The 26,105-nt window shown below is 62.6% G+C and carries 24 protein-coding genes; 8 read left to right on the forward strand and 16 right to left on the reverse strand.

Features of this window, described 5'->3' with window-relative positions:
• Window positions 1–6 precede the first annotated feature (6 nt).
• The 8 genes from BSY19_RS27365 (at window position 7) to BSY19_RS02565 (ending at window position 8,066) form a co-directional block, all read left to right on the forward strand.
• Window positions 7–237 carry a hypothetical protein gene (locus tag BSY19_RS27365; protein ID WP_150129428.1) on the forward strand — a complete coding sequence of 77 codons (231 nt, stop codon included), beginning with the start codon at window positions 7–9 and terminating at the stop codon, window positions 235–237.
• Window positions 238–299: 62 nt separating this feature from the next.
• On the forward strand, window positions 300–752 hold the full coding sequence (locus tag BSY19_RS02535; RefSeq protein ID WP_069052721.1) for a GNAT family N-acetyltransferase: 453 nt from the start codon (window positions 300–302) through the stop codon (window positions 750–752).
• Window positions 753–856: 104 nt separating this feature from the next.
• The gene (locus BSY19_RS02540) at window positions 857–1,423 is read left to right on the forward strand and encodes a hypothetical protein (RefSeq protein ID WP_069052722.1); all 567 of its coding nucleotides are present in this window, start codon (window positions 857–859) and stop codon (window positions 1,421–1,423) included.
• A 10-nt stretch (window positions 1,424–1,433) separates the two neighbouring features.
• A complete protein-coding gene (locus BSY19_RS02545) occupies window positions 1,434–2,234 on the forward strand; it encodes a hypothetical protein (RefSeq protein WP_150129429.1) in 801 nt (266 codons plus the stop codon).
• A gap of 76 nt (window positions 2,235–2,310) precedes the next feature.
• The gene (locus tag BSY19_RS02550; protein WP_069052724.1) at window positions 2,311–5,010 is read left to right on the forward strand and encodes a DNA topoisomerase 3; all 2,700 of its coding nucleotides are present in this window, start codon (window positions 2,311–2,313) and stop codon (window positions 5,008–5,010) included.
• Window positions 5,011–5,214: 204 nt separating this feature from the next.
• The gene (locus tag BSY19_RS27810) at window positions 5,215–5,769 is read left to right on the forward strand and encodes a hypothetical protein (RefSeq protein ID WP_069052725.1); all 555 of its coding nucleotides are present in this window, start codon (window positions 5,215–5,217) and stop codon (window positions 5,767–5,769) included.
• Window positions 5,721–6,614 carry a thioredoxin domain-containing protein gene (locus tag BSY19_RS02560; RefSeq protein ID WP_069052726.1) on the forward strand — a complete coding sequence of 298 codons (894 nt, stop codon included), beginning with the start codon at window positions 5,721–5,723 and terminating at the stop codon, window positions 6,612–6,614. Before BSY19_RS27810 ends, BSY19_RS02560 begins: the two co-directional genes overlap by 49 nt.
• A 9-nt stretch (window positions 6,615–6,623) precedes the next feature.
• Window positions 6,624–8,066 carry a hypothetical protein gene (locus tag BSY19_RS02565; RefSeq protein ID WP_069052727.1) on the forward strand — a complete coding sequence of 481 codons (1,443 nt, stop codon included), beginning with the start codon at window positions 6,624–6,626 and terminating at the stop codon, window positions 8,064–8,066.
• Here the strand turns inward: BSY19_RS02565 and BSY19_RS02570 are convergent.
• From BSY19_RS02570 to BSY19_RS02640, 16 genes are all read right to left on the reverse strand, one after another.
• On the reverse strand, window positions 8,061–8,477 hold the full coding sequence (locus tag BSY19_RS02570; protein ID WP_069052728.1) for a hypothetical protein: 417 nt from the start codon (window positions 8,475–8,477) through the stop codon (window positions 8,061–8,063). The two genes, BSY19_RS02565 and BSY19_RS02570, sit on opposite strands and share 6 nt — an antisense overlap.
• A gap of 301 nt (window positions 8,478–8,778) precedes the next feature.
• Entirely contained in the window at window positions 8,779–9,288 is a 510-nt protein-coding gene (locus BSY19_RS02575; RefSeq protein ID WP_069052729.1) for a hypothetical protein, read from the reverse strand.
• A 96-nt stretch (window positions 9,289–9,384) separates the two neighbouring features.
• Window positions 9,385–10,911 (reverse strand): shufflon system plasmid conjugative transfer pilus tip adhesin PilV, encoded by a 1,527-nt coding sequence (gene pilV, locus BSY19_RS02580; RefSeq protein ID WP_069052730.1) that lies wholly within the window; start codon window positions 10,909–10,911, stop codon window positions 9,385–9,387.
• A gap of 85 nt (window positions 10,912–10,996) precedes the next feature.
• Window positions 10,997–11,596: a hypothetical protein gene (locus BSY19_RS02585; RefSeq protein ID WP_069052731.1), complete on the reverse strand. Its 600-nt coding sequence runs from the start codon at window positions 11,594–11,596 to the stop codon at window positions 10,997–10,999.
• Window positions 11,597–11,601: 5 nt separating this feature from the next.
• A complete protein-coding gene (locus BSY19_RS02590; protein WP_069052732.1) occupies window positions 11,602–12,636 on the reverse strand; it encodes an ATPase, T2SS/T4P/T4SS family in 1,035 nt (344 codons plus the stop codon).
• Window positions 12,636–13,706 carry a type II secretion system F family protein gene (locus BSY19_RS02595; RefSeq protein WP_069052733.1) on the reverse strand — a complete coding sequence of 357 codons (1,071 nt, stop codon included), beginning with the start codon at window positions 13,704–13,706 and terminating at the stop codon, window positions 12,636–12,638. The genes BSY19_RS02590 and BSY19_RS02595 overlap by 1 nt, the downstream gene beginning before the upstream one ends.
• A gap of 10 nt (window positions 13,707–13,716) precedes the next feature.
• Window positions 13,717–15,645 carry a GspE/PulE family protein gene (locus BSY19_RS02600; protein ID WP_083247337.1) on the reverse strand — a complete coding sequence of 643 codons (1,929 nt, stop codon included), beginning with the start codon at window positions 15,643–15,645 and terminating at the stop codon, window positions 13,717–13,719.
• A gap of 142 nt (window positions 15,646–15,787) precedes the next feature.
• Window positions 15,788–16,711, reverse strand: a complete 924-nt coding sequence (locus tag BSY19_RS27815; protein ID WP_069052734.1) for a hypothetical protein — start codon at window positions 16,709–16,711, stop codon at window positions 15,788–15,790.
• On the reverse strand, window positions 16,701–18,023 hold the full coding sequence (gene pilO2, locus BSY19_RS02610) for a type 4b pilus protein PilO2 (protein WP_069052735.1): 1,323 nt from the start codon (window positions 18,021–18,023) through the stop codon (window positions 16,701–16,703). Before pilO2 ends, BSY19_RS27815 begins: the two co-directional genes overlap by 11 nt.
• Before the next feature lie 34 nt (window positions 18,024–18,057).
• Window positions 18,058–19,845, reverse strand: coding sequence for a secretin N-terminal domain-containing protein (locus tag BSY19_RS02615; protein WP_069052736.1), 1,788 nt, complete (start codon window positions 19,843–19,845; stop codon window positions 18,058–18,060).
• 23 nt (window positions 19,846–19,868) lie between these two features.
• Window positions 19,869–20,666: a toxin co-regulated pilus biosynthesis Q family protein gene (locus tag BSY19_RS02620; RefSeq protein ID WP_069052737.1), complete on the reverse strand. Its 798-nt coding sequence runs from the start codon at window positions 20,664–20,666 to the stop codon at window positions 19,869–19,871.
• Window positions 20,667–21,213: 547 nt separating this feature from the next.
• Window positions 21,214–21,405 carry a hypothetical protein gene (locus BSY19_RS27375; RefSeq protein WP_150129433.1) on the reverse strand — a complete coding sequence of 64 codons (192 nt, stop codon included), beginning with the start codon at window positions 21,403–21,405 and terminating at the stop codon, window positions 21,214–21,216.
• A gap of 64 nt (window positions 21,406–21,469) precedes the next feature.
• Entirely contained in the window at window positions 21,470–22,165 is a 696-nt protein-coding gene (locus BSY19_RS02625) for a hypothetical protein (protein WP_150129434.1), read from the reverse strand.
• A gap of 706 nt (window positions 22,166–22,871) precedes the next feature.
• Window positions 22,872–23,345, reverse strand: coding sequence for a hypothetical protein (locus BSY19_RS02630; RefSeq protein WP_069052739.1), 474 nt, complete (start codon window positions 23,343–23,345; stop codon window positions 22,872–22,874).
• A gap of 30 nt (window positions 23,346–23,375) precedes the next feature.
• A complete protein-coding gene (locus tag BSY19_RS02635; RefSeq protein ID WP_069052740.1) occupies window positions 23,376–24,563 on the reverse strand; it encodes a hypothetical protein in 1,188 nt (395 codons plus the stop codon).
• Window positions 24,564–24,565: 2 nt separating this feature from the next.
• Window positions 24,566–25,651 (reverse strand): replication initiation protein, encoded by a 1,086-nt coding sequence (locus BSY19_RS02640; RefSeq protein WP_069052741.1) that lies wholly within the window; start codon window positions 25,649–25,651, stop codon window positions 24,566–24,568.
• Between the last annotated feature and the right edge of the window lie 454 nt (window positions 25,652–26,105).

Below are 26,105 nucleotides of genomic sequence, written 5' to 3' on the forward strand. Positions count from 1 at the left end.
CGCGTTATGCCCGATAGCCCCAAGAAGCCTGATGCAAAAGCGACTGAACCGCCATCTGGCGAGATGCGAGACATCAAACCACTTCCCTTCGACGACGGCTTCGAAAACTGGACGATGGATGAGATCAACCTCCTCCTGCAAATCAATGCTCTGAACCCTCCTGGCATCATGAATGATGACTTGGAGGCGCTGGAAAACGCGGATCTGGAACCGGAATTCCAATTCACGATGCAGTAGCGCCCGCCTGTCAGCGCGGTAGGCTCGATCAAGCGTTTCGACAACCTTTAGGCTCGACACCCGTGACGTTCGATCTCAAGCGCCTCGACATCAAGACTTTCACCGACGACGAGGGTGAGGTGTTCCTCGCGTATCTGGATCGCGAGTGTGTCGGGACCCTGAGGATTGAACCTGCTGTCGAAGGCGTTGCGACCCGCTGCGCCGTCCATACGTCTGTCGTGACCGACCTGCGACGCAATGGGATCGCGTCGGTGCTCTACGATGCGGCCGAGGCCGAGCTCGCCAAGCTCGGTCAGACCCTGATCCCGTCCCACGCTCTGTCTCGTGACGCCACACTGTTCTGGCTGGCACGAGATCAACAGCGCCTTCACCTCGTTCATCCCGACAGGAACGAGGACTACGTCCAGGTCGACGGCATTTCGATGATGCTTGCCAAGATGGCAGCTGCCCAATCGGCGGGAAATGAACCCGATGTCGACGCGCCAGAGCCGGATGCGCCGTATGCGATGCGATAAACCGTGGGTAGTGGTCGCTACCGGGTCGTCGCTTTCTGCCCCGCGGCATAAGGATTGATCCGGCAATCGATCGCTGACGCCATCGGTCCGGAGAGGGAACGCATATGACTGAGGTCGAACCCGCCCCAGAAGTCCATCCGGTCAAGGCCGGCGACTGGGTGGTGTCCCGCTTTTCAGACGACAAGGTCGCAAAGGTGCGCTCGGTTTACCTGGAAGGCGAAACCGTCCTCGTCGACCTCGTGCTGTTTGCCCGCGACGGGCGGACGATCGGGAGGGAAAGCCCGGTCATGGGTGGCCCGCGCAACTTCGAGCCGGCGTGCGAATACAAGGACTGGCAGAGGATCAGAGAGCCGTCTTTCCCGCTCAAGCTCATGTGGGTCGAGCAAGGAGACGGTCGCAAGCGAGCCACGTGGGAGCCAGCGCTGCTCGGAATTCCTGACCGGAAAGAGCCGGTCCAGACCCGCCGCCGGCGCCGCGCGCCTGCGCCTGAGATCAAGTCACTGAACATGGATGCCACGACCGAGGCAGCCAAACTGCGTTTTGCGGCTCAGGAGCTGCGGGATGCCGCCCGCCAGCATGGCGTCCCCAAGATGATCGAGCGTGCGGAAGCCATGGAAGCGGAGGCTGAAGCTCTGGATCCGCGAGCCGTCACGAGCCCCCGGTTCAGGTGACATCGCCGTCATGACAGAGCTGTATCGTCGCATGGGAGCGACCACTCCCTTCGAATTGCCAGGCCGGAACACCAGGCGACTTTTCGTCGATGCGAGTGCTGCGAACATGCAGACCGCCCGCCTGACATGCGACCCGTCCGAATGGATCGCATCTGGAGGATCGGTCCAACGGCTCGTCACGGCTGACAGTTCGTTTTTCATTTCCCTGACCGACGTCGATCGACGCGCAGGCGCTGCCCTCGTTCGAATGGGTTTGAAGGCAGGCTTCTGCAGCCCTGCCGGCCCGCAAGAGGGCGATGATCGCCCGGTCCTTGTCACAGACGCCGTGAGCCAGGCTGTGAGGCGCTGGGCCCCGTTCCTCGACGACCCGATCCACGTTCTGGCCGCTCAGGTCGCTGCGTTGGACGACGCCTTCCATGGGATCTGTTGGTCAGAGCCCGGCAGCGATTATGCATCCTACCTGGTTCATCCGCCCAAACTGGACCGCTGGCAGTTGGTGATGCCAGGCCAACGGCTCGAAAGGGCATCTGCTCCGATGTACCTGACGAGCACAGGCATGGTCCGACAGGTCCGGACATGGCCCGAGGATGTGGTTGTCACAGACAGCCAAATTGAGGTCGTCGACGGGCCCGATCCGCAGCAGCACATCTTGTCGTTTGGAGATGGCATCCTCTTCCAGATGAACATCGACGCCGATGCAGTCAGGCTGGGCGATTGGCGATTGTCGGATGCGGTCCGCCTCCGAGGAGAGTTTACAGCGCGTCTCAAGCCGGTCGTGGCCCCCGAACATTCCGCCAGTCCGACGATCTGACCGGCCGGTTCCGCGTTCCTTGATTTAGGGATGGATTGCGCGGACAATCCATTGCAAATCATGGATCGGAGTGCGCGTGGTCGCTCGTCTGTACATCGCTGAGAAGCCATCGCTGGGCAAAGCCATCGCCGATGCAGTTGCAACGCTCCGAGGGGGAAGCGTCTCGAAAGGCGACGGGTGCCTGACAGTCGGAGACGACGTCATCACGTGGACCCGCGGCCATGCCTTCGAGAACGCCCCTCCTCAGCACTACAACGCCGCCTACGCCAGCTGGAACCTCGCCAGCCTGCCGATCATCCCGCCGCGCTGGGACTATGTTGCACGCGATGACATGGGCAGCTTCATCCGGGTCATCGATCGCTGCCTGAAGCAGAACCCGCGCGAGATCATCAACGTCGGCGACGCCGAGCGCGAGGGTCAGCTCATCATCGACGAGATCCTGCAGAAGTATGGGATCGACCCCTTCTCGGATCGGATCAAGAGGGTCTGGATCCAGTCGATGACGGATGCGGCCATCGTAAAGGCTGTCGATGGAGCGTTCCCCAATGCCGAGAAGCGCAGCCTGTCGCACGCCGCGGTGGCCCGCCAGCGCGCTGACTGGTTGCATGGTCTCAATTCGACCCGTTGCTTTTCCGTACTCGTCCAGGACGCCGGCGTTCGCGATGTGAAGGTCCGGGTCGGCCGCGTCCAGACACCGACCCTGAAGATCGTGGTCGATCGCGATCGGGAAATCGAGAACTTCAAGGCCGTCGACCACTTCGTTCCCTCGATCCAGTTCCGGCACCAGAACGGCACGTTCAAGGCCGCCTGGGTGATGCCTGAGGACACGGCAGGCCAGGACTCCGAAGGGCGTCTCATCGACAAGGCTGTCGCACAGGCTGTGATCCAGCGCGTGACTGGCCAGCAGGGGACCATCCGCGACCTCCAGAAGACGCCCAAGACCACGCCACCCCCGCTCGCATTCTCGCTGGGCTCGCTGCAGAAGGCCTGCTTCCGCAAGTTCGGAATGCAGCTCAGCCAGACTGACGAGACGATCCAGTCGCTCTACGAGAAGAAGCTCACCTCGTATCCGCGAACCGACTCCGATTACCTTCCCACCAGCCTGCTCGCGGAAGAGGCCCCTGGCATCATCGCGAACCTAGCCGGCGTCGGCGAGCTGGCGGAGATGGCCGGCGCTGCCAATCTCAAGCTGAAATCACCGGTCTGGAACGATGCCAAGGTCACCGATCACTACGGCATCGTTCCGACGACCGAGGCCAGCGCCGACAAGATTGCGGGCCTGACGCCGATCGAGAAGCGCGTCTTCATGCTCGTTGCGAAGACCTTCATCGCGCAGTTCCATCCCGATTACCGCTATGAATCCACCACCGTCATGGTGGGGGTCGATGGCGGACTTCCGTCCGAAGATCGGTTCAAGGCGACCGGCAAGCGCGTCGTGGATCAGGGCTGGAAGCGGGTCTTCGGTGCGGAGTCCGATGACGAGGAAGATGGCAAGGACGAGGAGGAAGAGGGCACGCTGCCGGCGATGGCCAAAGGCGACGACGTTCGCGTCGAAGCCGGCGATCTCGGGCCCAAGCGGACGAAGCCCCCGGCCTATTTCGACGACGCCTCGCTCGTCGACGCCATGATGGCGATCCATCGCTTCGTCACCGATCCCGGCATCAAGCAGCGCCTCAAGGAGAGCTCGGGGATCGGGACGCCGGCGACGCGCAAGTCGATCATCGAGAAGCTCATCGCCGTCGGCCACCTAGTCCGCAAGCCCAAGGGCAAGAAGTCGATCATCGTCTCGACGAAGCTCGGCCGCGACCTGATCGATCTGTTGCCGAAGGCGATCACGAGCCCCGATCTGACAGCTTTCTGGGAGAGCCATCTCGAAAAGGTCAAAGAGGGCGAGATCACCCTCGACAGCTTCATGAACACCCAGATCGATGCGATCCGAAAAGTCATCGAGACAGCGAAGACCGGCGGCATCAACGTCGGAAAGATGGGGTTGGAGCCTCTGCCCGGGCATGGAGAGACCTGCCAGGCCTGCAACAAGGGCAAGCTCAAGACATCTCCCTGGCCGTTCGACGACGCCTACAAGGGCAAGCGCTACCTGCGGTGTGACAACTACGACAAGAATGCCAAGGAGACGTCCTGCCGCTTCATGACCCGTCCCGAGGGCTACAAGGAGCGCCCGAAGCTGCCGGGGGAAGGCGGACCCTGCCCTTCATGCGGGAAGGGCCTGTTGAAGGGCGGACAGGTCAACAAGAAGGGCCCCAATCTCGGCCGTCCGTTCCTGATTTGCAGCGAAGCCGATTTCCAGAAACCCACGAGCTGCCAGCATTTCGCCTGGGGCGATGTCGCGCCGCGCGAAGCCAGCCCGGAAGAGGGCAAGCCGTGCCCCGACTGCGGCAAGGGCAAGCTGCGTGGTGGCACCATCAACAAGGACGGTCCCAACAAGGGTCGAACCTACCTCACCTGCACTGAGGTCGATTTCAAAACGGAAGGTGCGTGCCGGCATTTCAACTGGACGTCGGAGCCGAAGGTCACCGGGCCGAAGATCAGCGGCGAGGGCGAGAAGTGCTCCAAATGCGGGAAGGGGATGATGGTTCGTCGGACCATCACGAAAGACGGGCCCAATAAGGGCAAGCCTTTCCTGGCCTGCAACAACTGGAAGGCTGGAGCGTCGGATAATTGCGACAACCGCGTCTTCCTCGACGATCGCAGCCCTCGTGCCGCGCAGTCGACACCGGCTGCTCGCAGACCGCCCCCGCCCAAGCGCGCGAGGGCGTGATCCACCAAGGATTGCATGTCCTATCGTTGACCATCGCTCCGAGCTTCTCTTAGATCGATTATTAGATTCATGAGTTTGGAGATTCGGTCCATGCGGGCTGCAACACGATACCTCGCCGGGGCCGTCTCCCTCGCCGTTCTGGCGAGCCAGGCCGTGGCACAGGTGAGCCCGGCGAATCCTTCGATCGGAACGAGGACCGCCCCGATGGCGGCGGGATCCAGTGTGGCACTCCCCGGCGCCCCTGATCGTGACAACCCCCTCGCGGGCCGTGGTGGAGAACTGCCGGGTGTCATCCGGTACATCATCTCGGAGGGGGTCAAGGTCACGTCTCTGGGAGAGATCGGCGGAGTTCGCGCGTTCCTCGGCGAGGCGGCCAATGGCCGCTTCCAGGCCTTCTATGTCACGCCCGACGGCGAGCATGTGATGGCCGGGCTGCTGTTCGGATCGGGCGGTCACAATGTCACCAACGACCAGATCGCGGCGATGCTGAAGCGTTTCAGCGAGGCGGCGCAGACCATTCCCAACATCGACAAGTCGCTTCTGCCCGTGGTGCCGGAGATCAAGCCGTACCAGCCGCCGGCGCAGGACTTCGTCGAATGGATGAAGTCGCTGGGGATGAAGATGACGCCGTTCGATGGCAACGACGGGGGCATCCAGGGCTATTTGGTCGAAGCCCGAGCGAAGGTGGCGCCCCCGGCAAGATCCAGCCGATGTACATCCTGCCCGACCAGAAGCATGCTGTCGCCGGCGTCCTGGTGAAGCGCGGTGGCACCATGATGACCGGCGTCCAGGTCGGCAGGCTGCAGCAGCGCTACCTCGAAGAGGAGCAGAGCAAGCAGAACGGTCTGGCGTCGCCGGTCGAGCCTGACCGCGTCGTCCCGAAAGCTCAGGCGGTGTCTCCCGGAACGGCTCAGTCGCTTGCCGAGCGCATCGGCGCCTCGCCGATCGAGAAGCCCGCCGAAAGCACTCCTGGCGAAGCAACCTTGCCAGTCTCTCCGACTGGCGCGCTTCGGGGAGAGGGGGTGCCGTCTCCTGCCATTCCGAATGGGGTTCCTCAGCCGGTGCCCTACATCAAGACGATTTCGAACAAGCCAGCCTCCGCCTCGGACGCCTTCATCTATCCCGGCAAGGATGGCGGAGCGTTCATGGAAGCGCTCAAGCAGACCGTCTTCTTCACGGTCGGCCTCGGCGATCGGCCGGCGGTCTGGATGCTCGCGGATCCCCAATGCCCGTTCTGCCACATGGCCTGGGCCAAACTGAAGCCGCTCGTTTTCGACGGAAAGATCCAGGTGCGGGTGATCATGATCGCCGGACTCAAAGGGTCCGACCCGCTCGCTCGGTCTATCCTGGGGCGTGCGGAGCCGTCCAAGGCGTGGCTTTCGGGCGAAGGCAGCATCGACAAGGTGCCTGTCAAGGAAGGTCCCGCCATCGGCAGCGCCGACTACGATCGGGCCGGGCAGTACGTGCGCATCAACAACGGGTTCGCCACCCGCTACATGATCAAGTCGACGCCGTTCCTCGCCTACAACACGCCCGATGGAAAGCTGTTTACGTCTGTGGGGCTTCCCCAGGACATGGACGCTTTCCTCGCTGCGCTGCGCTGAGCCTCGATCATGGCAGACCAGAAGCGGCTCCCCTCCGAAGTTCTCGTCGTCGAGCAGGCGCGCATTGCCGCGGCTCTCGCGATCAGGGAAGAGATTGCGCGGCTGGAGAAGCTGGCTGCCGGACTGGTCGTCAGCGCGCGCTCGAACCTGACGGCCGAATTCGGCGATGTCGTCACCCAGGTCATTTGCGACAAGATCGTCGACGTCTTCGCCGAAAGCGGCCTGCCTGAGAACTGCATCGCCGCCATCCCCGGACTGGCGGAGCAGTTGGACATCGCCCATGCCGCCACGTCCGACCCGACCTCGATTGCTCTCGACACGTCGCTGATCACGGGCGCCTGGCTGTCCACGTTCCAGGCGTCGGGTGAACCCGATCCCGACGACCACCCTCCGCACGACTTCTACGGACTGATCCTGAATGGCCGCAACGCCATCGTGGGGCATCAGATCGTCGAGGAAGCGCGCACGGCTGCCCAAGCAGGCAGCGACGGCAAGAAGCACCCCTACAGCCGCCTGTTCGGGCGCCACAGCTGGAAGAAGGAGGTCTACCAGGCCGCATTCAACGAAGCGCTTGGCCTTCCGATCATTCCCGTCGTTGCAGCTCCGGGATCAGCCCAGCCGCAGCGCCCGAAGACGACGCGCGTCGCGCCTGACCTCCAAACCCTCGAACCTGCACCCAAGGTCTTCCCGGATCCGCCGATCGATGGCGAGGTGGGGACTTCCGCCAAGTCCGAGCCGCGGCCCGAGACCACACCAGAACCGACCTCGACGCGCCCTGTCCCCAGTGACGGTCCAGGCGCCCTCGACAAGCTCGTCGAGACTGCGGCCGATATCGCAGCTTTCCCTCCGATGTCGCCGGCAACGAATGGTGCCGACACCGAGGATGCGCGTGAAGCGGACTTGGCCCAGGAACGTGTCGCCGGCTCTGCCGCCGAGGTCGACGAAGACGTCGAGCAGCACCATGATGATGGGCCTGCTGCCGACGCAGGCCATCAGTTCGAATTGGAAGCGGAAGCTGTCGAGACGCCCCAAGTTCCCGAGGAGCGTCCGTCAGCATCACCAACGGTCGAGGCTCGGGCGACGCAGACACAGGCGCCAGCCGATGATCCTCAGCCCACAGTGGCGGCTCAGAGGCCACCCAGCGTGCCAGCACCTTCAGCTTTCGAGGCTCAACCGCATGCTGGCGAGGCAATTGGCGACGAAGACGACATGACCTTCGGCGACCCCGATGATCTCGATGCACCAGCCATGGAAGCGTCCGAACGCCAGGCGGAAACTCTCGCCGTTGTGGTCGACCCCAATCCCGAACCAGACCTCACGGGCTTCCTGCCGTCGTTCATGTCCGATCAAGACGATGGACCGCCGGCCACATCGGTGACAGGCCGAAGCGTCAGATCCCTCCCGCCACCACCACCAGGTCGGCGACCGATGAGAGTTGCTCCTGGGCTATAGGCCAGCCTCTGGCTCTTCAACGAGCCTCGCGTAGCGATGATAGCCAGCTTCGAGAAGCTTTAACGCGAAGGTCGACCGTGATTTCACACCTTCGGCTACGCGGGCCTGCTCGAACTGATTGAAGAGCTCGGCCGGCACCAGCATCGTCAGGCCGCGGGATTGACCTGATGAGCCATCGCGGCTGACTGCAACCGCAACTTGGCCCGTGCCGATGCTCGCTGCGAGCTGGCGGGCAATCCCGACCATCCAGGCGGGCGGTTCCTTTGCGCTCTCCGGATCATCTGGCGCGATGTATCGACTGACCGTACTCAGGTGGACGTGATGCCCGGCAGCGGCGAGCGCCGATTGAAGGCAATCAGCGTCTATACCAGCCGCCTCGAGGATGTGGTTGAACTCGCGCCGCGCGCTCACAATCTCGCCTCCAGCGAACCAGCACAGTCGGTTCAGGGGCGAGCCTTTTCGCTCAACCTCGATAGGAGGTCCACCAGGCTCAGGTTGAGCAGGGAGTGACGATCACATGGCGCCTCAAAGATGGTGGGACCATCTCCGGCCGTAGCAAGACAGCGCTCAACCGCGTGTGGAAACGATGCCGCCGAACGGTGCTGCGGCCCGTGCTGGTTTGCATGGCCCTGGTATTCTCAGAACCAGACCATCCGCCAAGCTCTACTCGGAGAATCCGATCAGCGGCCCGTCGGGATTCCGGCAGCCCTGCTCAGAAATTCCGCGGAATGGTGGCGTTCACACCATCCAGGCAGTCGCCAATGATCCCGCCGGCGATCCAGCAGGTCGCGGAAGCCGTTGTCGATGGGCACCTCACTCCGGCACCAGCGCAGATCAAGTTGTAGTAAACGATGATGAAGCCGTTCGTACCCGAGGTCTGGATGTAATAGACCTGATACTCCCAAGACCCTCTCGCCCTGGAATCCTGGACCGAGATTCCGGGGTTGTATGGTGCGCCCCAGGTCGGGTTCCAGGTGTGATCCTGATACTGCGCCGAATGGATCATCGACTGCGACGGCGCATCCCCGACGATTTCGCCGCCAGCGATGAAGTCGATCTGCTCCGCTGAGGTGCGGGGAATAGGAACGATCGCAGCGTCCGCCTTCTCCAGGATCGGATTGAACGGGGAAGCCTGCGGGCTCTCACTTTCCGACTGGAACGCGTGAGCGGATGACAGCGTCATCAGGGCCACGATAGAAGCAGCAAGGATCGAAATCTTCATCGGGCGCACTCAGCCATTCAAGTTAAGGACGACTGTCTCATTTCTACACGATTTGAGATCATTATCCAATGGGCCTGCATTGAACGGGTTCTGCTGTCAGGGGTAGTAGCAGTACGTCAGCACCATCGCTCGCCAAATGTATCCGGCCTCCTGGGGCGTTCCCGTCAGCTGCACGACCCAGAAGCTGCCGTAGTCGAGCGCGCTATACTCACGCCGGACATTTGTGATCGCGGGCGACGAAAAGACGCCGTCGTCCGTGATTGTGATATTGAGGTTGGCCTGGAACCCCATTGAATCTGCCTGGGGCTGCAGAATGACCTTCGGCTCGCCACCCGGCCCGCAACTGGGCTTGTAGACGTAAGGAGTGTTGCTGGTGGCAGCATAGCCCTCCTGGAGGACATAGCGGGGCAGGAGGTCGCCGAGCCGATACTGGTTGTTCGTGCCATTGCCGCCGAACACCGCGGACTTGTTGTAAGTGCCGTTGACGCGCGTATCCAAGGACAGCGTCTGCGTCCTCAGATTGTTCAGGTTCGAGGTCGCCCCCGGCTGCAGGTAATAGCGATTGTCGACGTGATCGTAATAGATGCCGCCAAAGACGGCGCCGACAACGTCGGCCTGGCCTGCCACGGCAAGGTTGCCGGCGACCGCAGAATTGCGCCCGGTGAAGCTGTCGCGCAGCGCGATGCTGTCCTGCCCCGCAATGACGTTCTGGTTGGCGAAGACATTCTGCCCGGCCTCGACGTTCTGATCGGCGCGGACACTTCCAGAGGCATGAATGTTGGGCCCCACCTCGACGGTGCCGGTGCCCAAGCATGTGTCGCCAGAATTGCCTTCACGGCACAGGGTTCGAGCGTTGTTGATGCGGTTGTCGCCCATGTTCAGGTCGACGCGCATCGTATTCTGCTCGGGATCACCGATATCGAGCCGCGCGAGATAGGGGCCAGACAGAGACGTGTCGTTGAGGCCGACGATCGACATGACTCGCCCGCCGGTGGGAACGACGGCGCCCGATGACCAGCTGCCGGTGGAGGCCTGCCAGCCGCCCCGCGTACCGATGATCTGTCCAGCCAGGCCGGCCAGCGGGGTCTGCATCACGAACCCGCCCTGGGCTCCCGTCAGCGTCGCGACATTGCCGATCGTCCGATCGGGAATGGGAGAGCCGCCCTGGGTGATGACCATGCCCTCGACACGACCCGTCCCCTGGGTGCCGCGCTTGACCACCAGAGAATGGCGCTGGCCGTAGGGATTGACGTCGATGTAGTCGCTGTAGAGCAGGCCGGCACCCTGAACGCTCGGCAATTCGGCCGAAGGCCCAGCCGGAACGGCGCCACCTGCGACGGTGCGGCCGATCGGGATGACCAGGTTGCCACCGGCGGCCACCGTCGCGTTGCGCAGGATCTGCGGCGAGTAGGCATCGATATACTGCTGGGCTGCCTTGCTGACCTCTTTGAGGCGCTCGGCCGTTCCGCGGGCGCGCACCTGCTCGCTCGTGGTGGAAACGGTCTGAGAGAACCCGGCGAGGACGAGGGCAACGACGCCCAGTGCCGTCGCGGTTTCGATCAGGGTCAGACCACGGCGTCGCGCCGGCACAGCCTTGATCACGATGGAGCCGCGTTCCTTCATCGAAGGCCTCGTCAGTTGGAACGGCCAATCAATTCGGCCACGCATCAAAGGATAAACCCATTCCCGCATTGTCACAACGCAAGCCTCAATTCAAAAGATTGCAGTGCAGCGCGGTCTGGCGCTTCGTGATGACGATCGGAGCGCGGTCTGGCGGGAAGCCCCCACCGGGCAGCCCAGCCGGCAACGGTACGATCTGCGAAGAAGGAACGACGCTGTCATTGGTGTGCCAGCGACGGACGGCGCTGGAGCCTCGGACGACGACGCTTCGGTTGGCGGCGTCCCAGTGACCGGTGCTGCAGCGGTAGACGGGACTGACGGTGGTCAGCATCTGTCCCTCGACGTTGCCATAGACGCTGCGCTGCCAGTCAGCCGTTCCTGGCTCGACATAGACCGTGACGATGAACTCGCCGTCATAGTAGCTGCGCATGCGAGGCTGGGCTTCGCCGGCGACCGCCACAAAGGGCGTCCGCCCGGTCAACGCCGATGGGAGCTCGGGGTTGGGATCGATCGGGCCCGGGGGGCAGGACGGGACGTTGCAGACCCGCGTTGCCGCCGCGTGCTGTACAACCATCTGTCGCGCGATGATGGCGCTGCGATCAAGCTTCGCCTGTATCTGATCGTCACCAGACGTCCCGTAAAAGGCAGCCAGGAACAGCACGAACATCATAACGAGCAAATACAGCATCGTGCCTACCTGCTCACCGGCATCTCTCCGCGATCCATGCGGCTCTTCTGCAGGTCGATGTCGGAGGAAAGCTGGACGATCTTCCCGTCGCGGATCTTCTGGCGCAGCCCCTTGTCATGGCCGAAAAAGAGCGACTCTGCGAAGATGCGGCGCGCCACCCGGCCGTCATTGGCCCGAATGCGACGCATCTCCTGGTGAACGACCGCCGCGATGCCATCTGCCAGCATCGAACGCGCCAATTCGGCATCGAGGTTCGACTGGACGTATTTGATCACGCGCGTGAGGGCCTCTTCGATCGACCCGCCATGGATCGTCGCGATCACGACGTGCCCCGAAAGAGCTGCGTTCAGGACTTCGCTGGCGCTCGATGGATCCCGGATCTCGCCCAGCAGGATGAACCGCGGCATCTGCCGCAGAGCAGCTCGGAGGTAGGGCGCGAAATCACCTCCGATCACACGCGTCTGGAAGCACCTGCCGAATTTGCCATGCATGCCTTCGAGCTTCAGCTCAGGCGGGTCCTCGATCGTAATGGCGATGTCGCCATAGGTGATCAGATATTCCTGCAGCAGAGACGACGCAGTCGTGGTCTTGCCCTGGCCCGTCGCACCGGCGACGAGAATGAGGCCTGAGCCGCGCGGGACGTTGGCGGCGCCCGGGTGCCCGATCGTACCCAGGGCGCGCACCACCATCGGATTGATGCCGAGCTTGCCGATCCGCGGGATCGGAAACATCGACCGGCGGACATGATAGGTCGCCGAGGTGTCGCCCTGGATCTTCGTGACGCGATAGCGGACTTCATCGTGATCCAGAACGAATTCGCGTTCGAGCTGACCGAGGCCGCAGACCTTCTTGTGGACCATGTCGAGGTCCTGGATCGCGTTCTCGGGGATGTCGTAAATCGGATCGGCGACATCCGACAACCCGCGCATGAAGGCTTCGCCCGTCTCCGAGATGTAGATGTCGGTGAAGTCGAGGTCCTTCAGATAGATCGCCTCGGCGATCGCTTCCTGAGCGGCGAGGACGTGCTGCTTCCCTGCCATCAGAAGGTCGCCGTCATCTGCTGCTGAAGCGAGAAGATGCCAGATGCAATCCACGCGAAGATCACCGCCAGCAAGAGAATGCCGCCATTTTTCATCGCGGCTGACTGCTGCTCGATGCGGTGCACCGTCTCCTCGAGGTTCTCGCGGCCGATCACGACGAGAGCCTCGTCGAACTTGTCCAGCTCGGCATAGGTCCGCAGGTCGTTCGCGGTCTCCTGATCGGGAAACTCAAGCCGGCTGCGATACAGCGCCTCACCGATGTTGGCGCCGTTGTTCATGATGTTGAGCGTCTTCGAGAGACGCTCCATCAGCCAGGGAGAGGCGTCCCTCTGCATCAGGCGCAAAGCATCGGTCGTCTTGATGCCCGCCTTCACCATCGTGGCAAACGACAGCAGGAAGCCCGAGCCCTGAACCAGCTTGTAGAGCGAGTAGGGCGGGAACCGATCCATCCTGATGCGAGCGCGGCCGGTCCACCGCGGCATCGACCAGATGATCGCGATGACCAATCCGGCAATCCCGACCAGTGCAGGCATCATCGCGACGTTCACGAAATCGGCCAGCCAGGCCATCGACGCACCGGCACCAGTCCACCGATCCCGCGGCAGGATTGAATCGAACGTCGGAACGATGTTGGTACCGACGAGTGTCAGCAGGCCGATAGCGACGAAGAAGAGAAAGATCGGGTAGGCGAGGCCAGCGACCAGGGCCTGCTTGATGCGCTTCTGGCCCTGATAGATGAAAATGGAGTCGTCGAGGGCCTGCGCGAGCGCACCAGCCCGTTCACCTGCCTCGATGACGAGACGATCGTTTTCCGGAACCCAGCCCTGGATTGCGATACCCAGGATCTTGCCGTTGTCGACCTGCTTGCGCCAGGCCTCAAGCGCAATCGCGGAAGGCTTGGTCTTCTTCTTGCCGTCCTGCGACTCGTGGGTCCACATCGTGCTCAGGGCATCGGGCATCGAGACGCCGTTCTTCTGCAGGCGCGACAACTTGCGGTAGATGCGCAGCCGCGCCTTTCCGCTGAACTGGACTCGGATAAACCACTGCTCGAAACGCTTCAGCGCTGACATGGTGGCGTCCTCACGATGCGAGCTGCAGGGCGTCGACCGCGACGCCCAGGAAGCGCTTGACCCGTTCCGGATCGAGCTCGTCGACAATGCCGACCTTGTAGCTGACCTCCTTGGCGTCGACTTCGCCGGCCGCGACCTTCAGGATCGCGTGCTCCAGCATCGTCATGCCATCAAGGTGTTCGAGCCAATAGGCGCTGGCGGCGATCTTGTCGTTCTTGGCGACGTGCTCCATGAACTTGTCGTCAGGGAGGATCGTCTCTGCCACCACAGAGCGGCCGTTGTATCCGCCCCGGCAATGCGCGCAGCCCTGAGGATTGGCGAAAAACACCTTGCGATCGACGGTCTCGTCACCGAAGAGTTCGCGCAGGACCCGGACCTCGTCATCCGTCGCGACGCCCTTTTCGAGAGCCTCGGCGGTGGGCATCCGACAGTGTTTGCACAACTGGCGAACCAGACGCTGACCGATCAGTCCTGTCAGCAGCGTGCAGTCGGCGAGCTTGTAGGGCTCGACCTTGAGATCCTTCAGGCGATCGATGATCGAGATCGCGTTGTTGGCATGCAGCGAAGCCCAGACCTGGTGGCCGGTCATTGCGGCCTGGAAGGCAAGGCCCGACGAAGAGGCGTCACGAATTTCGCCGATCATCAGGATGTCGGGATCCGAGCGCAGCGCAGCCGTGATGGTCTGGCGGAACGCCTCGTTGCGCTCGCTCTCTGTCTTCACGTTGGTGACCGGCAGCTGGATCGCACCGCGGATTTCGTATTCCGGCGGGTCCTCGACCGTCATCACGTTCACCTCGTAGTTCTTCTGGCGAATGGTCGCCTGAAGCGAGGTCTGAAGCGTCGTCGACTTCCCCGAGCCGGTGGGGCCGGAGATGATGTTGATGCCATACGGCTTGTCCCGCATGCGCTTGATCTGCTTGATGTGGTGCTGCGCGTAACCGAGCTCGTCGACATCGACGTGAGCTGCCTTGCGCTGCGAGTAGAGCAGACGCATCACGCAGTGCCGGCCCTGATCGGGCAAGGGGTTGAACTGGAGGCGCACGGCCTGGACACCCTCAGGCAGGGTCGTCTTCAGTGAGGTGATGCGCGCGCCCTGAGACTCCATCGGCCGGTAGTTCGAATCCGATGCGTCAGCCATATTGAAGGCGGCGATCAGAAGCTCCTGTGCGTTGGTCGACGACAACTCGCGCAGAGGCATCATCACACCGTCAGAACGAACGCGAACACGCGCCTCGTGCCGGCCGATGCCGATATGAATGTCCGAGCACTTCTGCAGAGCAGCCGTCCGGATGAGATCCAGCACGACACGCTGCATCGTCGCGGTGTCACGCGAATACTCGGACGACCCCGAGCGCTTCTGAAAGCGCTCGTAGATGGTCCGGATGAGCTCCATCTCGACCAGGAAGGTCTGCGAAGCCTCGAAGTTGCCGCGCTTCAGAAGGCTCTTGGCCGACGAGACAGCCGGATGGCTGATGGCAGAGCTGGCGATGAGCAGCGTGCCGTTGTCGAGAGCCGCGATGAACTGGCACTGCCGAGGGGTCAGCGGGAACGGGCCACCGGGGGCTGTCAGAACGTTGCCCTGGAAGCCGACGAGGTCATCGCTTTCGGTTTCTTCAGGAACCCGCGGCCGACCGAGTTCCGCATTGACGAAACTCACTTCCTTGGAGCGCGCTTCGGGAACGATGGCAGCACCTGGCGCCCGGATCGGAATGACATCGGCTTCGTCGTCCTGGTCGACGAAGCTCGCAACGGGTGGCTGAGAAGTCGGCACAGCGCGGCGCTTGGCGGCTGCCTCGATGGCACGCGCACCGTTGGCGGGCTGAGTTCGCACTGGAGCGGCCGCTGCCGGCTTAGCTCGACGCTTGACCGGCTCCTGCTTCTTCGGGGCTCCGAACAGTCCGTCGAAAATCGCGGTGAACTTCTTGCCCAGATCGCTCATGAGGCTGCCCTGATACGCATGGATTCAACCGAGCGAGCAAGCAGCCCCGAACCGATACGCATGCCCGTCGATCCACACCCGAGACGAGGAGCGGAAGGAGCTGGGATGTCGATCAGGCTCGGGGCATAGGTCATTCTTCGGCCTACCGAGAAATCGGCCGTGCGAAACCGCTGGCGGGCGGCGTGTTGTTCGCCATGGGGAAGCTCGTCCCGAAGCCGAGCGTCGTGCGATTGCCCTTGTTGTCGACCAGGACGACGCCTGAGAGCCCGACGGACGCAATGCGACCTTCGGGAATGGTCTGTCCGGCGCGGACGACGATCTCACCACGACCAGGCAGGAGAAGACGAGCGCGGTTGCCGGAAACTTCGACGACGAGCGGATCGGGAGTCGGCATCTGGGCCTGCTGGCTCGGCTGACCCACGCCAGGCATGGCAGACGCAAGGGGAGCAGCCGCCGCTGCAGCCTGCTTGGCAGCCTCCTCCTTCTCCTTCTTCTCAGCCTCACGCCACTCCTTCGCGGCCGGATTGTTGAACATGGTGGCCCAGAGCTTCACAGCGAGCTCGGCTTCCTTGTTCTGGGCATCGAGGACGGCGATGTTGCGCTGGATCCGCGAAAGAGCCTCCAGGTCGGACTGGCTCGACACGGGCGCCATGCCGAGCGGGCCCTGACCCTCGACCTTCTGAGTCGTTGCCGGCGAGGCATCCTGCCGCGTGAACTCCGAAAGCCGGGTCCGCGCCTCGTCCTGCACGCGCCCCGAATAGCCGGCCGCGTTGTTGAGGTTCATCCGAGAGGCGGGGTCGGCGGCCCCAGGGGTCGGCAGCGTCGTGCCGTAACCGCCTTCAGGCTGCGCGGGGATCGGCGCGGGAGCGCCCGTGGGGACAGGCTCGGCGTTCTGGAACGGACGGATGAACACCGGCTGCTGTGCCGGCTGCACAGGGTTGGCCGCAGGCGCGGCAGGCGGAAGCGGGGGCAGACCCTGGGGCAGGCCGAGAGGCTGCTGCGCGAGAGCGGCGCCTGAAATCAGGGCGACGAGGCTGGAGGCGACGATGATGGTCTTAGCGCGCACGAGCGGGCTCCTGAGGTTTGCCTGACCGGTTAGCTGCAACGACGCCCGCGGGCAGTTCGAACTTTTCATGGACGGCTCCTTCCACCGTGTAGACGTACCGAGCCAGATCGAGCGACACCCTGTCGATGGTCAGTCCTTCGACTCGGCCAAGGATATCCGAAAAGCGAGAAGGATCGTACGGTGTTTCGAAACGGAATTTCAATGTTTCGAAAAACTGGTTCTTGTCCCCGCTGGTGAACCGCACCTGGGTGAACGTCTCTTCGAGCCACGACTGAAGGTAGCGTCGTGCTTCCGCGAGGCGAGGCGGGGTGAGCGCCGGCTTGAGAACTTCGACGTCGCCGGAAATCGACCACGTCGCCTCGGCGCCGTTGTCACCGACAGGCGAGATGCTCGAACGGTCCAGGCCCTTCCGATTGAGCGCCCACCGGATCCAGTTGATGGTGCCGCCGCCCTGACCCAGCGCCGCAGATCGATCGATGTTCATCGACACGGACGAACCGGTGCCGTTGCAGAGAATTGCCTTCGGCTTCCAGCCTGGAATGTCGAGGACAGCGCGCTTCATCGCCTCCGAACAGGCCGGCAGATACTTGGCCGCGGAATACCGGCCTTCCCAAGGCATGGGCGGAACCTCGACCTCCTGCTGCTTGCGGCCGGGGAGGTTGTTGCGAGCCTGCGCTTCGAGATTGCGCAGCATCTCCTGATACTCCGCCTCGGCCTGGTACTTCTGGTAGAGCAGACCGCCGAAGATGATCGCCACGACGACGCCGCCGATCACGATCCACTTGAAGGCCGACCCGACGCGATTGATGTCCTGCAGCCGCGGCGGACGGCCGGAGGCGATGAACGTCTCGATCGACTGATCCTGCGCGCCATCGATGCTCAGCGACGCGGGAGCGTAGATTTCGCTCCATTCGCCACGCGTCAGAAATTCCTCGAACTGCGTGCGGGCATCGAGCTCGTCACTGAAGACGCGATCGGTTTCACCCAGGATCTCGTTGTCCCGGACTGCCAGGATGTAATAGCCGTCATCGACGGAGAATACGCCCAGCCAGGAGCCGGGACGCGAATCCGCCATATGGCCCGCAAGCGAAGCCATACCCTTCGAATGGCCGAGCCGCTTGCGCCCGAGACCATACTGCGACACGCCCTGGCGCACGCAGAAGAGGTCCAGTTCAAGCTCGCTCTGCCGTGCGGCCTCCCGACGGGCCGCTTCCTGGACGCGTGAGGAATCCTCAGCCTCGTTCCAGAACAGATTGACGGCGTATTTCTTGCCGCCAATCTTCAGGACACTGATCTTGTCCGCATCTGCCATCTGGCAATGCCTCCCTTTGCCGCTGACCGGGCTCTCAGCGGACCGGGAGCGGCGCCGTGGTCGACAGGTTCGCCGCCGAGCCGACATCCAGGATGGTGGGCGTGATCGTGATCACGAGGATCTCGCGAGCGAGCTGCTTGCTGCTGACGCCACCGAACGGCCACAGGGCAGCGTGTCCGGTCCCGCTCTGCGTCGAAGTCGAGCGAACCTGCTCGAAGCCGGCCAGAACCAGCGTCGCATTGTTGGGCAGGATCGCCTGCTGGATGAAGTTGCGCTGGTTGACGTTGGGCAGCTGGATCGTGTTGCCGCCAGAGGACGCAACCTCGAAGCCGTTGTTGGAGCCGACGAGCTCGCTGATGTTCATCGCGTACTGGAGCAGCACCGAACCATCGCGCTGGATCTTGGGCACGAGGTGCAGGTTGAAGCCGGTCGTCACCGAGCCCGGCGTCAGAGCCGCTGTCGGGCCGCTGCCAGAGCCCGTCGACTGCGTGACCGAGACCTGGGCGAGATAGCCGCGTGTGTTGGAGACCTGGAAGGGAACCGGCTGCCCGTTGATGGTCGTCACCGAAGCCGACGTCACGACGGAGACATCGCCCTTGGTAGACAGCGCCTGCACGATGCCCGATCCCTGCGTGTTCAGGCTGGGATCGAGAATGGCCCAGCCGACACCCTGGGTCTGGCCGACCGCCGGAGCAGGAACGGAACCGATCGCGGTCACCGGGGCCGGGAGGGATCCCGTCGTGGCGAAGCGCAGACCGTACTTGCCGGCGTTCTGGAACAGCAGATTGATGTCAGAGCCGTAGGTATCGCCGTCGCGCAGGGTGACGGAGTAGACCTTCACGCTCATCGCCACCTGGCGCGCCAGGATCTGATTGACGTTGCGCAGATAGTCGCTGACGCGACGCATCGTGGTGGGCGTCGCCACCACGGTCACCGTACCCTGCCCGGTCGCCACCTGGACGGCACCGTCGCCGGCGACCATCGCCTGCAGGTTCTCGGAAATATCCTTCCAGACCTCGAACGACGACTCGGTCTTGGCGGACTGGTCGGTTCCGCCGGTCGCGCTCTGACCGCCACCAGCCTGCGATGCGCCGCTGATCTGGCTGCCCGACGACATCGAGAAGGCGAGCTTGGTCGAGGTCGGAAGCCCCGGAACCTCGAACACCTTGGTCATGTAGCGGCTGAAGACGATCCTGCCGCCCTTGTGCTCCCAGGCCACGTTGAAATTCGACCCGACGAGGTCGAGGAACGACGAGAGGCGACCGGAATAGGCCAGCTTCATGCGACCCGTGATGCCGAGGTCGCCCGTCGGACCTTCCAGCGCAGCCAGAGAGCCGATCGGCCCGATCTGCCCGCCCTGAACACCGGCACCGGCGATGGCCGCGGTCGCAGCGCTCAGCGGATTGCCTCCGAGATTGGCAGCTGCCCCGCCGGGGATGCTGGCAGCCTGGCCGCCGGCCTGACGAGGCGAAACGGAAGCGACAGCCACCGGAATTCCGGTCTGCTCAGTGATGGCCGCAGCCACTTCCTGGAAGCTGACCAGCCGCGACTTGGCGATCGTGAACGAGCCCGACTCGAACTTCGACGGCAGCGGGTCCCCGTTCTCCTTCAGCTTCGCAGTTGCGCCGACATAGACCTGGTCGGTGGTCTTCACGGCCGAAACGTCACGCGGTGCCATCGGCTGAGGAGCCACAGCAGCGAGACGTTCGGCGTTTTCGCGGGCGTGATTGGTCTGGACGATGGTTTCGGTCGAGGCGCACGCCGACAGCATCGTGGAGACGCAGAGGGCCAGAGCGAGAGAGGAGTTGAAGGGGCGGCGCATCGGGCTTTCTCCGTAAGGGCGCATCAGTAGCCGGCCGCGTCAGCGAGATCGTTGCCGACCACGAGCGTCTTGTTGCCGGCATAGAAGGTGGCGGTGACCTGGGGGCGGACGTTGGCCATCGAGCGCAGGAGCTCGTGGGCGGCGGTCGAAAAATCGCCGGTGAACTTGGCGCTGGAGGTCAGCGCGTATTCGTAATCGGTGCTCCAGACGAGCTTCCAGCCGGCCCGGCCGCTCCACTCTTCCAGCACAGCGCGCAGGCTCTGGCCTTCACGCACCACGTAAGCGCTCTCGACGACGGCCACCTTCTTGGCGTCGTACTTCTTCCAATCGGACGAGCGTGCGGGGGCCTCGGCCTTCGGCTGAACCAGCACGAAGCCAGCGCTGGACACCGTCTCGACCGTCGTTGTCTCGCGAACCACCACTTCAGAGCGCGGCCGAGCGCGCCGTTCGGTGACACGCTCCTTGCGGCCCTGCCGGCTTGCCTTCCGCGGCTCTTCGGTCGCTTCAGCGACCGGGGCAGGGGCAGCCTTCGCGACCTTCACGATGCGAACAGTCTCGCCGGAAATGATCGCCGAATAGCCAGCCGATCGAGCCGCCGCGGCCAGGGACTGACGCCAGCCTCCACCGTTCCAGGACGCCTTCGCCGAAGCGTCGACACCGTCGGCCATCTCGACCTTGAAACCGTCGGGGACGATCTGGCGCGCCGCGGCTCCGATCGGAATGTCCTTGCCGAAACCCGCTTCCTGAGCGGTGGCGGGGGCAACGAAGCCGACGAACCCGGCGAGCAGCGCCAGTCGCAGGGTACGCTTCGAAGGATGCATCTCGAAATCCTCAGGGAACGGGTTACGGGTTCTCTGCGTGGATTGTCCGAGACGTTCAAGGATCGGTCAAGCGAGATCCTTCAAGTTTTCGCAAGATATGAGCGATCAGTCCTTGATTATCCGGGATAAGCCTCTCTTCCGGGCCTCCACTCCAAGGCACGCAAGGCCCAGCCAGGATGGAGCAGAACCGTCTGAAAACCAGTCGGCCACCCGCTGGCGGGGGTATCCGAGTTCCGCTGCAAACCTCGATATCGATGTGATTTCGAGACGTTTCATCCAGGATTCGAGCCAATTCCGGCTGGCAGGGGGAAGATCGACTCGCTCCCCCAGACCCGCGCCCCGCCAGGCCTCATAGCCGTCGACGCAAGCCAGAACGCGCGGTGGAATCGATCCTGAAGGTTTCCCCTTCCACGTTGTCAGCGTGGCGACGGAAAGATGGAGAGTGACAGCGATCAGCTCGGGCGAATCGAGTCCGACCTCGTCGCACCAGGCGAACAGTCGAGCTCGATTCCACCTCTCGGCGACAAGCCCTGCCACCTCACCAATCTCAGCTTCGGCCCTGCGGGTTGGAAACATCACCCGAACGCGCCTCGCGAACGACGACGACGGCGTTGGGTCGCTCGGGCACGTTGAGAGAACTCACGCGAATATCGATCGCGCGAGAGTAGCGACGCCACATCTCTGCGGAGTCGACGCCCTTCCACATGTCCGGGTCGCGATGGTTCAGGATAGGCTTCATGCCCGCTCGGAATCCTCTTCAACGAGGAACGATAAAGCGTGACGAAGAAAGCCAGAAGCACGCCTCAGCCGGCCATCTCGGGGGTCATCCGCGTACCGATCTGCGGTCGACCCCAAAGCTGGTCGTGGTAGTCGGCCATGAGCTGACGCCAGGCGGTTTTGGCCTTTTCGGCTTCGCGGCCATTCCCGTTCATGACGCTGCGCGTCGGGACTTTGAGCACGGTCCTGATGACGGCCGCGGCGAATGCCTCCGGCTTGTCGGCCATGTTGGCCAAAGCAGCGCGAACGGATTCATCGGGTACGAGCTCGGCGAGCGAATGGGCAAGGAACCGCTGGAAGCGCGGGTCGCGTCCAAGGATATTGGACTGCGCAACTTCGGTGAGCTGCGAGAAGGGCACCTTGCGGCGCAGGCTCGACGGCTTGATCAGGCTCTCGTCATGGCCGACCGCGACAGCCTTGAAGACGAGGGGTTCTCCCGTGCGGGGGCCGATGGCCAGACCGAAGAAGGGATGACTGCCGGCCACTCCGTCTGGCCCATCGTCCAGCAACAGGCGCACCATCATGCCTGTACGATCGTTTTCGGACCATCGCATCGCCAGCGCCTCGCCACGATAGACGCTTTGACCGGACTCCGCGTCCTTGTGGGGCGGGAAGGTGACATCGATCAGGAACTTCTGTCCGTTCTCCTTGCCGGTCATGACCAGGCGAAACGGGTGAGCTCCGTCAGGCCCCGGGACCGCCAGGCACAGATCGACGGTCATGCCGTGGCGTCCACCCTGCTTCCAGTCGAGCAGACGGCACGGTCCGGCATAGACCGGAGAGACATCGGGAACGTCGGGAAGGGGCAAGGATCGAAGACCCAATTCGAGGAATCGATGAACAGAAAGGGAACTTCGTGCCGAAGGGCACAAGGATCAAGTCACCACAGCAGAGTTCACGTGGATGACGGTGGTTTTGCCCAACCGGATTCTCATCGGACTAAATTCCCGATGAAGCCTGCAGACACAAGCCATGGAGACGCAGCGATGGACGACAGCCTGGATATGGTGGGACTCGCCATCGGGAATTTGGTCCGATGAGGCAAACCCCTGAATTGATTCAGCAGACTCAGGGTTGCTCGTCGCCGAAAGCAGCCGGACGGCGCCATCGGCAAGGTGTGAGACTCTTCATCGGGAATTTAGTCCGATGACCATGAGACGCCTGGGATTCATGGAGAGACATGGAGAAAAAGCCTCAAAATGGGCAGATATCGCCGCGGGAACGCCTTCATCGGGGATGGAGTCCGATGCCATGGAATTGCAGGATTTTAGGGAGAGTGGAGCGGAGTCCGATGAAACAGCCGTCGCCGAATTGCCCCGAGCAAACGGCCAGACGCGCTGCCCCTCATAGCAAGAAGCCCGCCTCTCTTCAGAGACGGGCTTCAGGGAAGGCCCAGGAAGGGCTTTTCGGTTGAAATGAGGATTGGTGTCAGGGCGTCGCGTTGAGGCCGTTCTCGGGCATCTGTAGGCCTGAGACGATGGCCATGAGGTCATTGACGAGGCCGGGTTCGGCGACCGCATCGAACCCATCTGCGATTTCATGGATCTTGGCCCAGCTCTCGGCCCAGCGCACGCTGATCGAATCCGTCGGGTCGATGCCCTGGCTCAAAAGCCACTGCTCCTCATTGTCGATGGGAAGGATGTCGCGCATGTCGGCCGCCAGGAATTCCAGAAATTCGGCGTCCGGCGGCGGCCGATCGCCATAGAGGCTCTCCTGGAAGGAGGCGGTGAAGGTGGCGACCGTTTGGCCGCGGCACAGCACTGTTGCCGTCCAGTGGATCATCGGCATGGGCGGCCGGGCCGCCATGATCGGGTTCGACGAAGCCCGGCTGATCTCCAGCGACAGACGGTTCTTGGCCATCAGCGCGATGATGGCTTCACGGACGTCGTTTTGTTCGGTCATAGGTCTCGATCCACTTGTTCAGGCGCGATTTTACGGGCCCGTCACGAAAGTGGGAATCTTCCGAAATCCGTTGCGGACGAGGTGGAAGCCATAGTCGCACACCAGATCGCGAGGTGTGGCCCGCTGACGGCTGGCGATGGGCCTCAGCCAGCTGCCGAACACCGTGCGCACACCCGCCTGAAGCTGATGATACTGTTCGGGCAGCGTGCTGATGAACCCTTCCGGATTGGCCACCACCGTGAACAACGCAGCCTCTGCGACCATCGCGTCGACGGGCAATGATGCCTCGAGGATGCTGTCGGGCGGCGTGTGCCGGATGAAGTTGATGAAATCCCGGTAGGGCAGGCCAACGTCGAGATCCACGGTGATCTCGCCGGCAGCGAGCTTATCGAGAAACATCTCCTCGGCCAGCACCAGCCGATCGGAATCGTACTTCATCTCGATGGCCGACGAGATGACCCCGTTGATCCGCGACAGCGGCGAGCGCCGGCAGGCCATGACGGCACGCTGCGCAGCAAGACCGCGGCGCTCCAGGCTCTCCTTGTGCCTGACGGTCTCGGCCAGGTGGCTGAGCTGCGCCGGCGTCATGCTGCTGATCCGTTCTGCGACCAGAGGCCGGTACGCGCGGATGAACAAGGGTTCGAATCCGGAACCGACATGAGGGTCAGATCGGATCTGGCTCGGTGTGAACTCGTGGGCGACAGCCATAGAGTAGCCCAGATCCTGAACCGCATTCATCCGCGCTTCCGCGAGGCGCAGGCACTCTCGCGACGGATCGCGAGCCGCAGACACCAGGAAGACGTTGGCCATGAAGGCGACTCGGTCATCGCCCGAGAGCCTCATGCGATGACCCCACGCGATCTCCTGCGGCCAGACCACATTGACGACCAGGTTGACCGTCTCGACGCCCCAGAGGCGCTTGATCTTGTTGTAGGTCCGATAGGAAACGCGGAAAGGCTCCAGCAGACGGTCGGCGAGCCAGTCGAGATAATGCGCGGCGGGATCCAGACCGGCCTTGGTGCGGATATCCTTGTCGCACAACGCGTCGTTGAACCATTCGAGATAGAGGTCCGCCTCGCTCATGCCGGCGATGCCCGTCTCTGCCACCATGGCAACCGCACGCTTGCGCGTCTGATCCGTCAGCGCCAGGCGCTGCTGCTGGTCGAGAAGGAAGTTCGAAAGGAAATCCGGGACGGATGATTGGGGGATCGCAGACATCATCAATCCTGGGGCACGAACGAAACGAACAGCGCGTCGATATCCACGCCCTTGAAGCGCTCATCATTGCGCTTCTTCACCCTCATGGTGAGCCAGGAGAGGAAAAGCTCATCGGGATTGACGGTGAAATGCCGGCCCGAGGGGAACTCCCTCAGCCACTCGGAAAACTCATCCTCGGCATTGCCGTCTTCGCCGACGATGCGACGAGCCTCCGCCATCGTGTCGGACCGGAGAACAGGCGGTTGGGACATGTCGGCGTCACTGGCGCCGGAGAACATGTCGATGGTCTCGGCATCGCGAGGACCCCTGCGACGGACATCTTTCGGCGCAGTCGCGAAATTCGCGGCATCGCTGAGGGATCTCGCGTTCTTCGGCTCAGCGATGAACTTGATGCCGACAACCTTGCCGCCACGACCGCCCTTGACGTATTCGACGGCGATATTGAACTCGGCGCACTCGTTGATCTCCTTGACGGCCGGGTTGATCACCCGGTCCTTCACCCGATCGAAGCGCCCGTCATAGCCATCGCTGAGCTCCAGGAAGTCGTGGAATTCCTCGACGGTGAAGGACTTCACCTGGGAGAATCGTCCAAAAACCATCTTCATCAGCTCATAGAGCTTCAGCGAGTGGAGCGACTTGAACTTGACCGCCGTCACCCACGACAGCAGCGAGTACACCTTCGGGTTGGAAATGTACTCCAGCAGCAGCGGATCGAAGGCGTAATCGAGGTAGCCATTCTGCATCGAGCACATATCGAACGAGAGATGGTGGCATCGCAGGGTGTGCTTGGCCCCCGTTTCCTCGTCCTTGTAGTCGACGGCGATGTTCTGACGCCAAAGCCGTTCGAGAGACTCCTTCAGCCGCTCGGTGCTTCCTTCGCTGCCGATGCCGACGAGCTGGCGCAGCTCGTCCATGCTGATTTTATGGACCGCCTGCGTTTTGAGGTTCCGGTATGCATGCCACAGGAGCAGATTGAAGATCTTGCGATCGAGCAGGGTGAACTCCTCCCCCTCGGTACGCGCCATGACGACCTGTTCGGCCTTCTTGAACTCCTTCGGAAGGTGCATTCGAGCGGTCTCGGCCTTCATTCCTTAACTCCCAACAGGAATACCCATTAGTTCCAACATAAGTCACAACATGCATGTGTCAATTTCGTTGTGACTATCCGGGTCGGATGTTGGGGATAAGCCATCGGGAATTGAGTCCGATGGCCCATGAATCTCCATGAGCGACGATGGTGAAGTTAGGCGCGGGAAGGATCGCGCCAGCCGGTCGGTTGTTGTGACTTTCCCGGTCCGTTGTTGTGACTTTCCGAAAATCCGATCGAAATTTGACCGCATTCTCAATGGGATAGCGAAACGACTCGAAAGCTGAATCTATAAGAAGAAGGGGACTCAGGATTCCGAGCTGAAGGAATCGAGACTGCAATCCTTGGAGTCAGGATGGAGGGCATCGGAATCGGACAAACGAGCCGACTCGAAAGGCCTGTCGAAGGCCTGGATTTTCGAGGCAGAAGACCCTGCTGGAAGAGGGTGGATTCGG

Source organism: Bosea sp. RAC05, from assembly GCF_001713455.1.
Classification (GTDB): domain Bacteria; phylum Pseudomonadota; class Alphaproteobacteria; order Rhizobiales; family Beijerinckiaceae; genus Allobosea.

Bases quoted from the DNA above. Each gene is read 5' to 3' on its own strand.
- BSY19_RS27365 (WP_150129428.1), top strand. From the start codon at position 7: ATGCCCGATAGCCCCAAGAAGCCTGATGCAAAAGCGACTGAACCGCCA.
- BSY19_RS02540 (WP_069052722.1), top strand. From the start codon at position 857: ATGACTGAGGTCGAACCCGCCCCAGAAGTCCATCCGGTCAAGGCCGGC.
- BSY19_RS02545 (WP_150129429.1), top strand. From the start codon at position 1,434: ATGACAGAGCTGTATCGTCGCATGGGAGCGACCACTCCCTTCGAATTG.
- BSY19_RS27810 (WP_069052725.1), top strand. From the start codon at position 5,215: ATGGCGGCGGGATCCAGTGTGGCACTCCCCGGCGCCCCTGATCGTGAC.
- BSY19_RS02560 (WP_069052726.1), top strand. From the start codon at position 5,721: ATGTACATCCTGCCCGACCAGAAGCATGCTGTCGCCGGCGTCCTGGTG.
- BSY19_RS02565 (WP_069052727.1), top strand. From the start codon at position 6,624: ATGGCAGACCAGAAGCGGCTCCCCTCCGAAGTTCTCGTCGTCGAGCAG.
- BSY19_RS02575 (WP_069052729.1), bottom strand. From the start codon at position 9,288: ATGAAGATTTCGATCCTTGCTGCTTCTATCGTGGCCCTGATGACGCTG.
- pilV (WP_069052730.1), bottom strand. From the start codon at position 10,911: ATGAAGGAACGCGGCTCCATCGTGATCAAGGCTGTGCCGGCGCGACGC.
- BSY19_RS02585 (WP_069052731.1), bottom strand. From the start codon at position 11,596: ATGCTGTATTTGCTCGTTATGATGTTCGTGCTGTTCCTGGCTGCCTTT.
- BSY19_RS02590 (WP_069052732.1), bottom strand. From the start codon at position 12,636: ATGGCAGGGAAGCAGCACGTCCTCGCCGCTCAGGAAGCGATCGCCGAG.
- BSY19_RS02595 (WP_069052733.1), bottom strand. From the start codon at position 13,706: ATGTCAGCGCTGAAGCGTTTCGAGCAGTGGTTTATCCGAGTCCAGTTC.
- BSY19_RS02600 (WP_083247337.1), bottom strand. From the start codon at position 15,645: ATGAGCGATCTGGGCAAGAAGTTCACCGCGATTTTCGACGGACTGTTC.
- pilO2 (WP_069052735.1), bottom strand. From the start codon at position 18,023: ATGGCAGATGCGGACAAGATCAGTGTCCTGAAGATTGGCGGCAAGAAA.
- BSY19_RS02615 (WP_069052736.1), bottom strand. From the start codon at position 19,845: ATGCGCCGCCCCTTCAACTCCTCTCTCGCTCTGGCCCTCTGCGTCTCC.
- BSY19_RS02620 (WP_069052737.1), bottom strand. From the start codon at position 20,666: ATGCATCCTTCGAAGCGTACCCTGCGACTGGCGCTGCTCGCCGGGTTC.
- BSY19_RS27375 (WP_150129433.1), bottom strand. From the start codon at position 21,405: ATGAAGCCTATCCTGAACCATCGCGACCCGGACATGTGGAAGGGCGTC.
- BSY19_RS02625 (WP_150129434.1), bottom strand. From the start codon at position 22,165: ATGACCGTCGATCTGTGCCTGGCGGTCCCGGGGCCTGACGGAGCTCAC.
- BSY19_RS02630 (WP_069052739.1), bottom strand. From the start codon at position 23,345: ATGACCGAACAAAACGACGTCCGTGAAGCCATCATCGCGCTGATGGCC.
- BSY19_RS02635 (WP_069052740.1), bottom strand. From the start codon at position 24,563: ATGTCTGCGATCCCCCAATCATCCGTCCCGGATTTCCTTTCGAACTTC.
- BSY19_RS02640 (WP_069052741.1), bottom strand. From the start codon at position 25,651: ATGAAGGCCGAGACCGCTCGAATGCACCTTCCGAAGGAGTTCAAGAAG.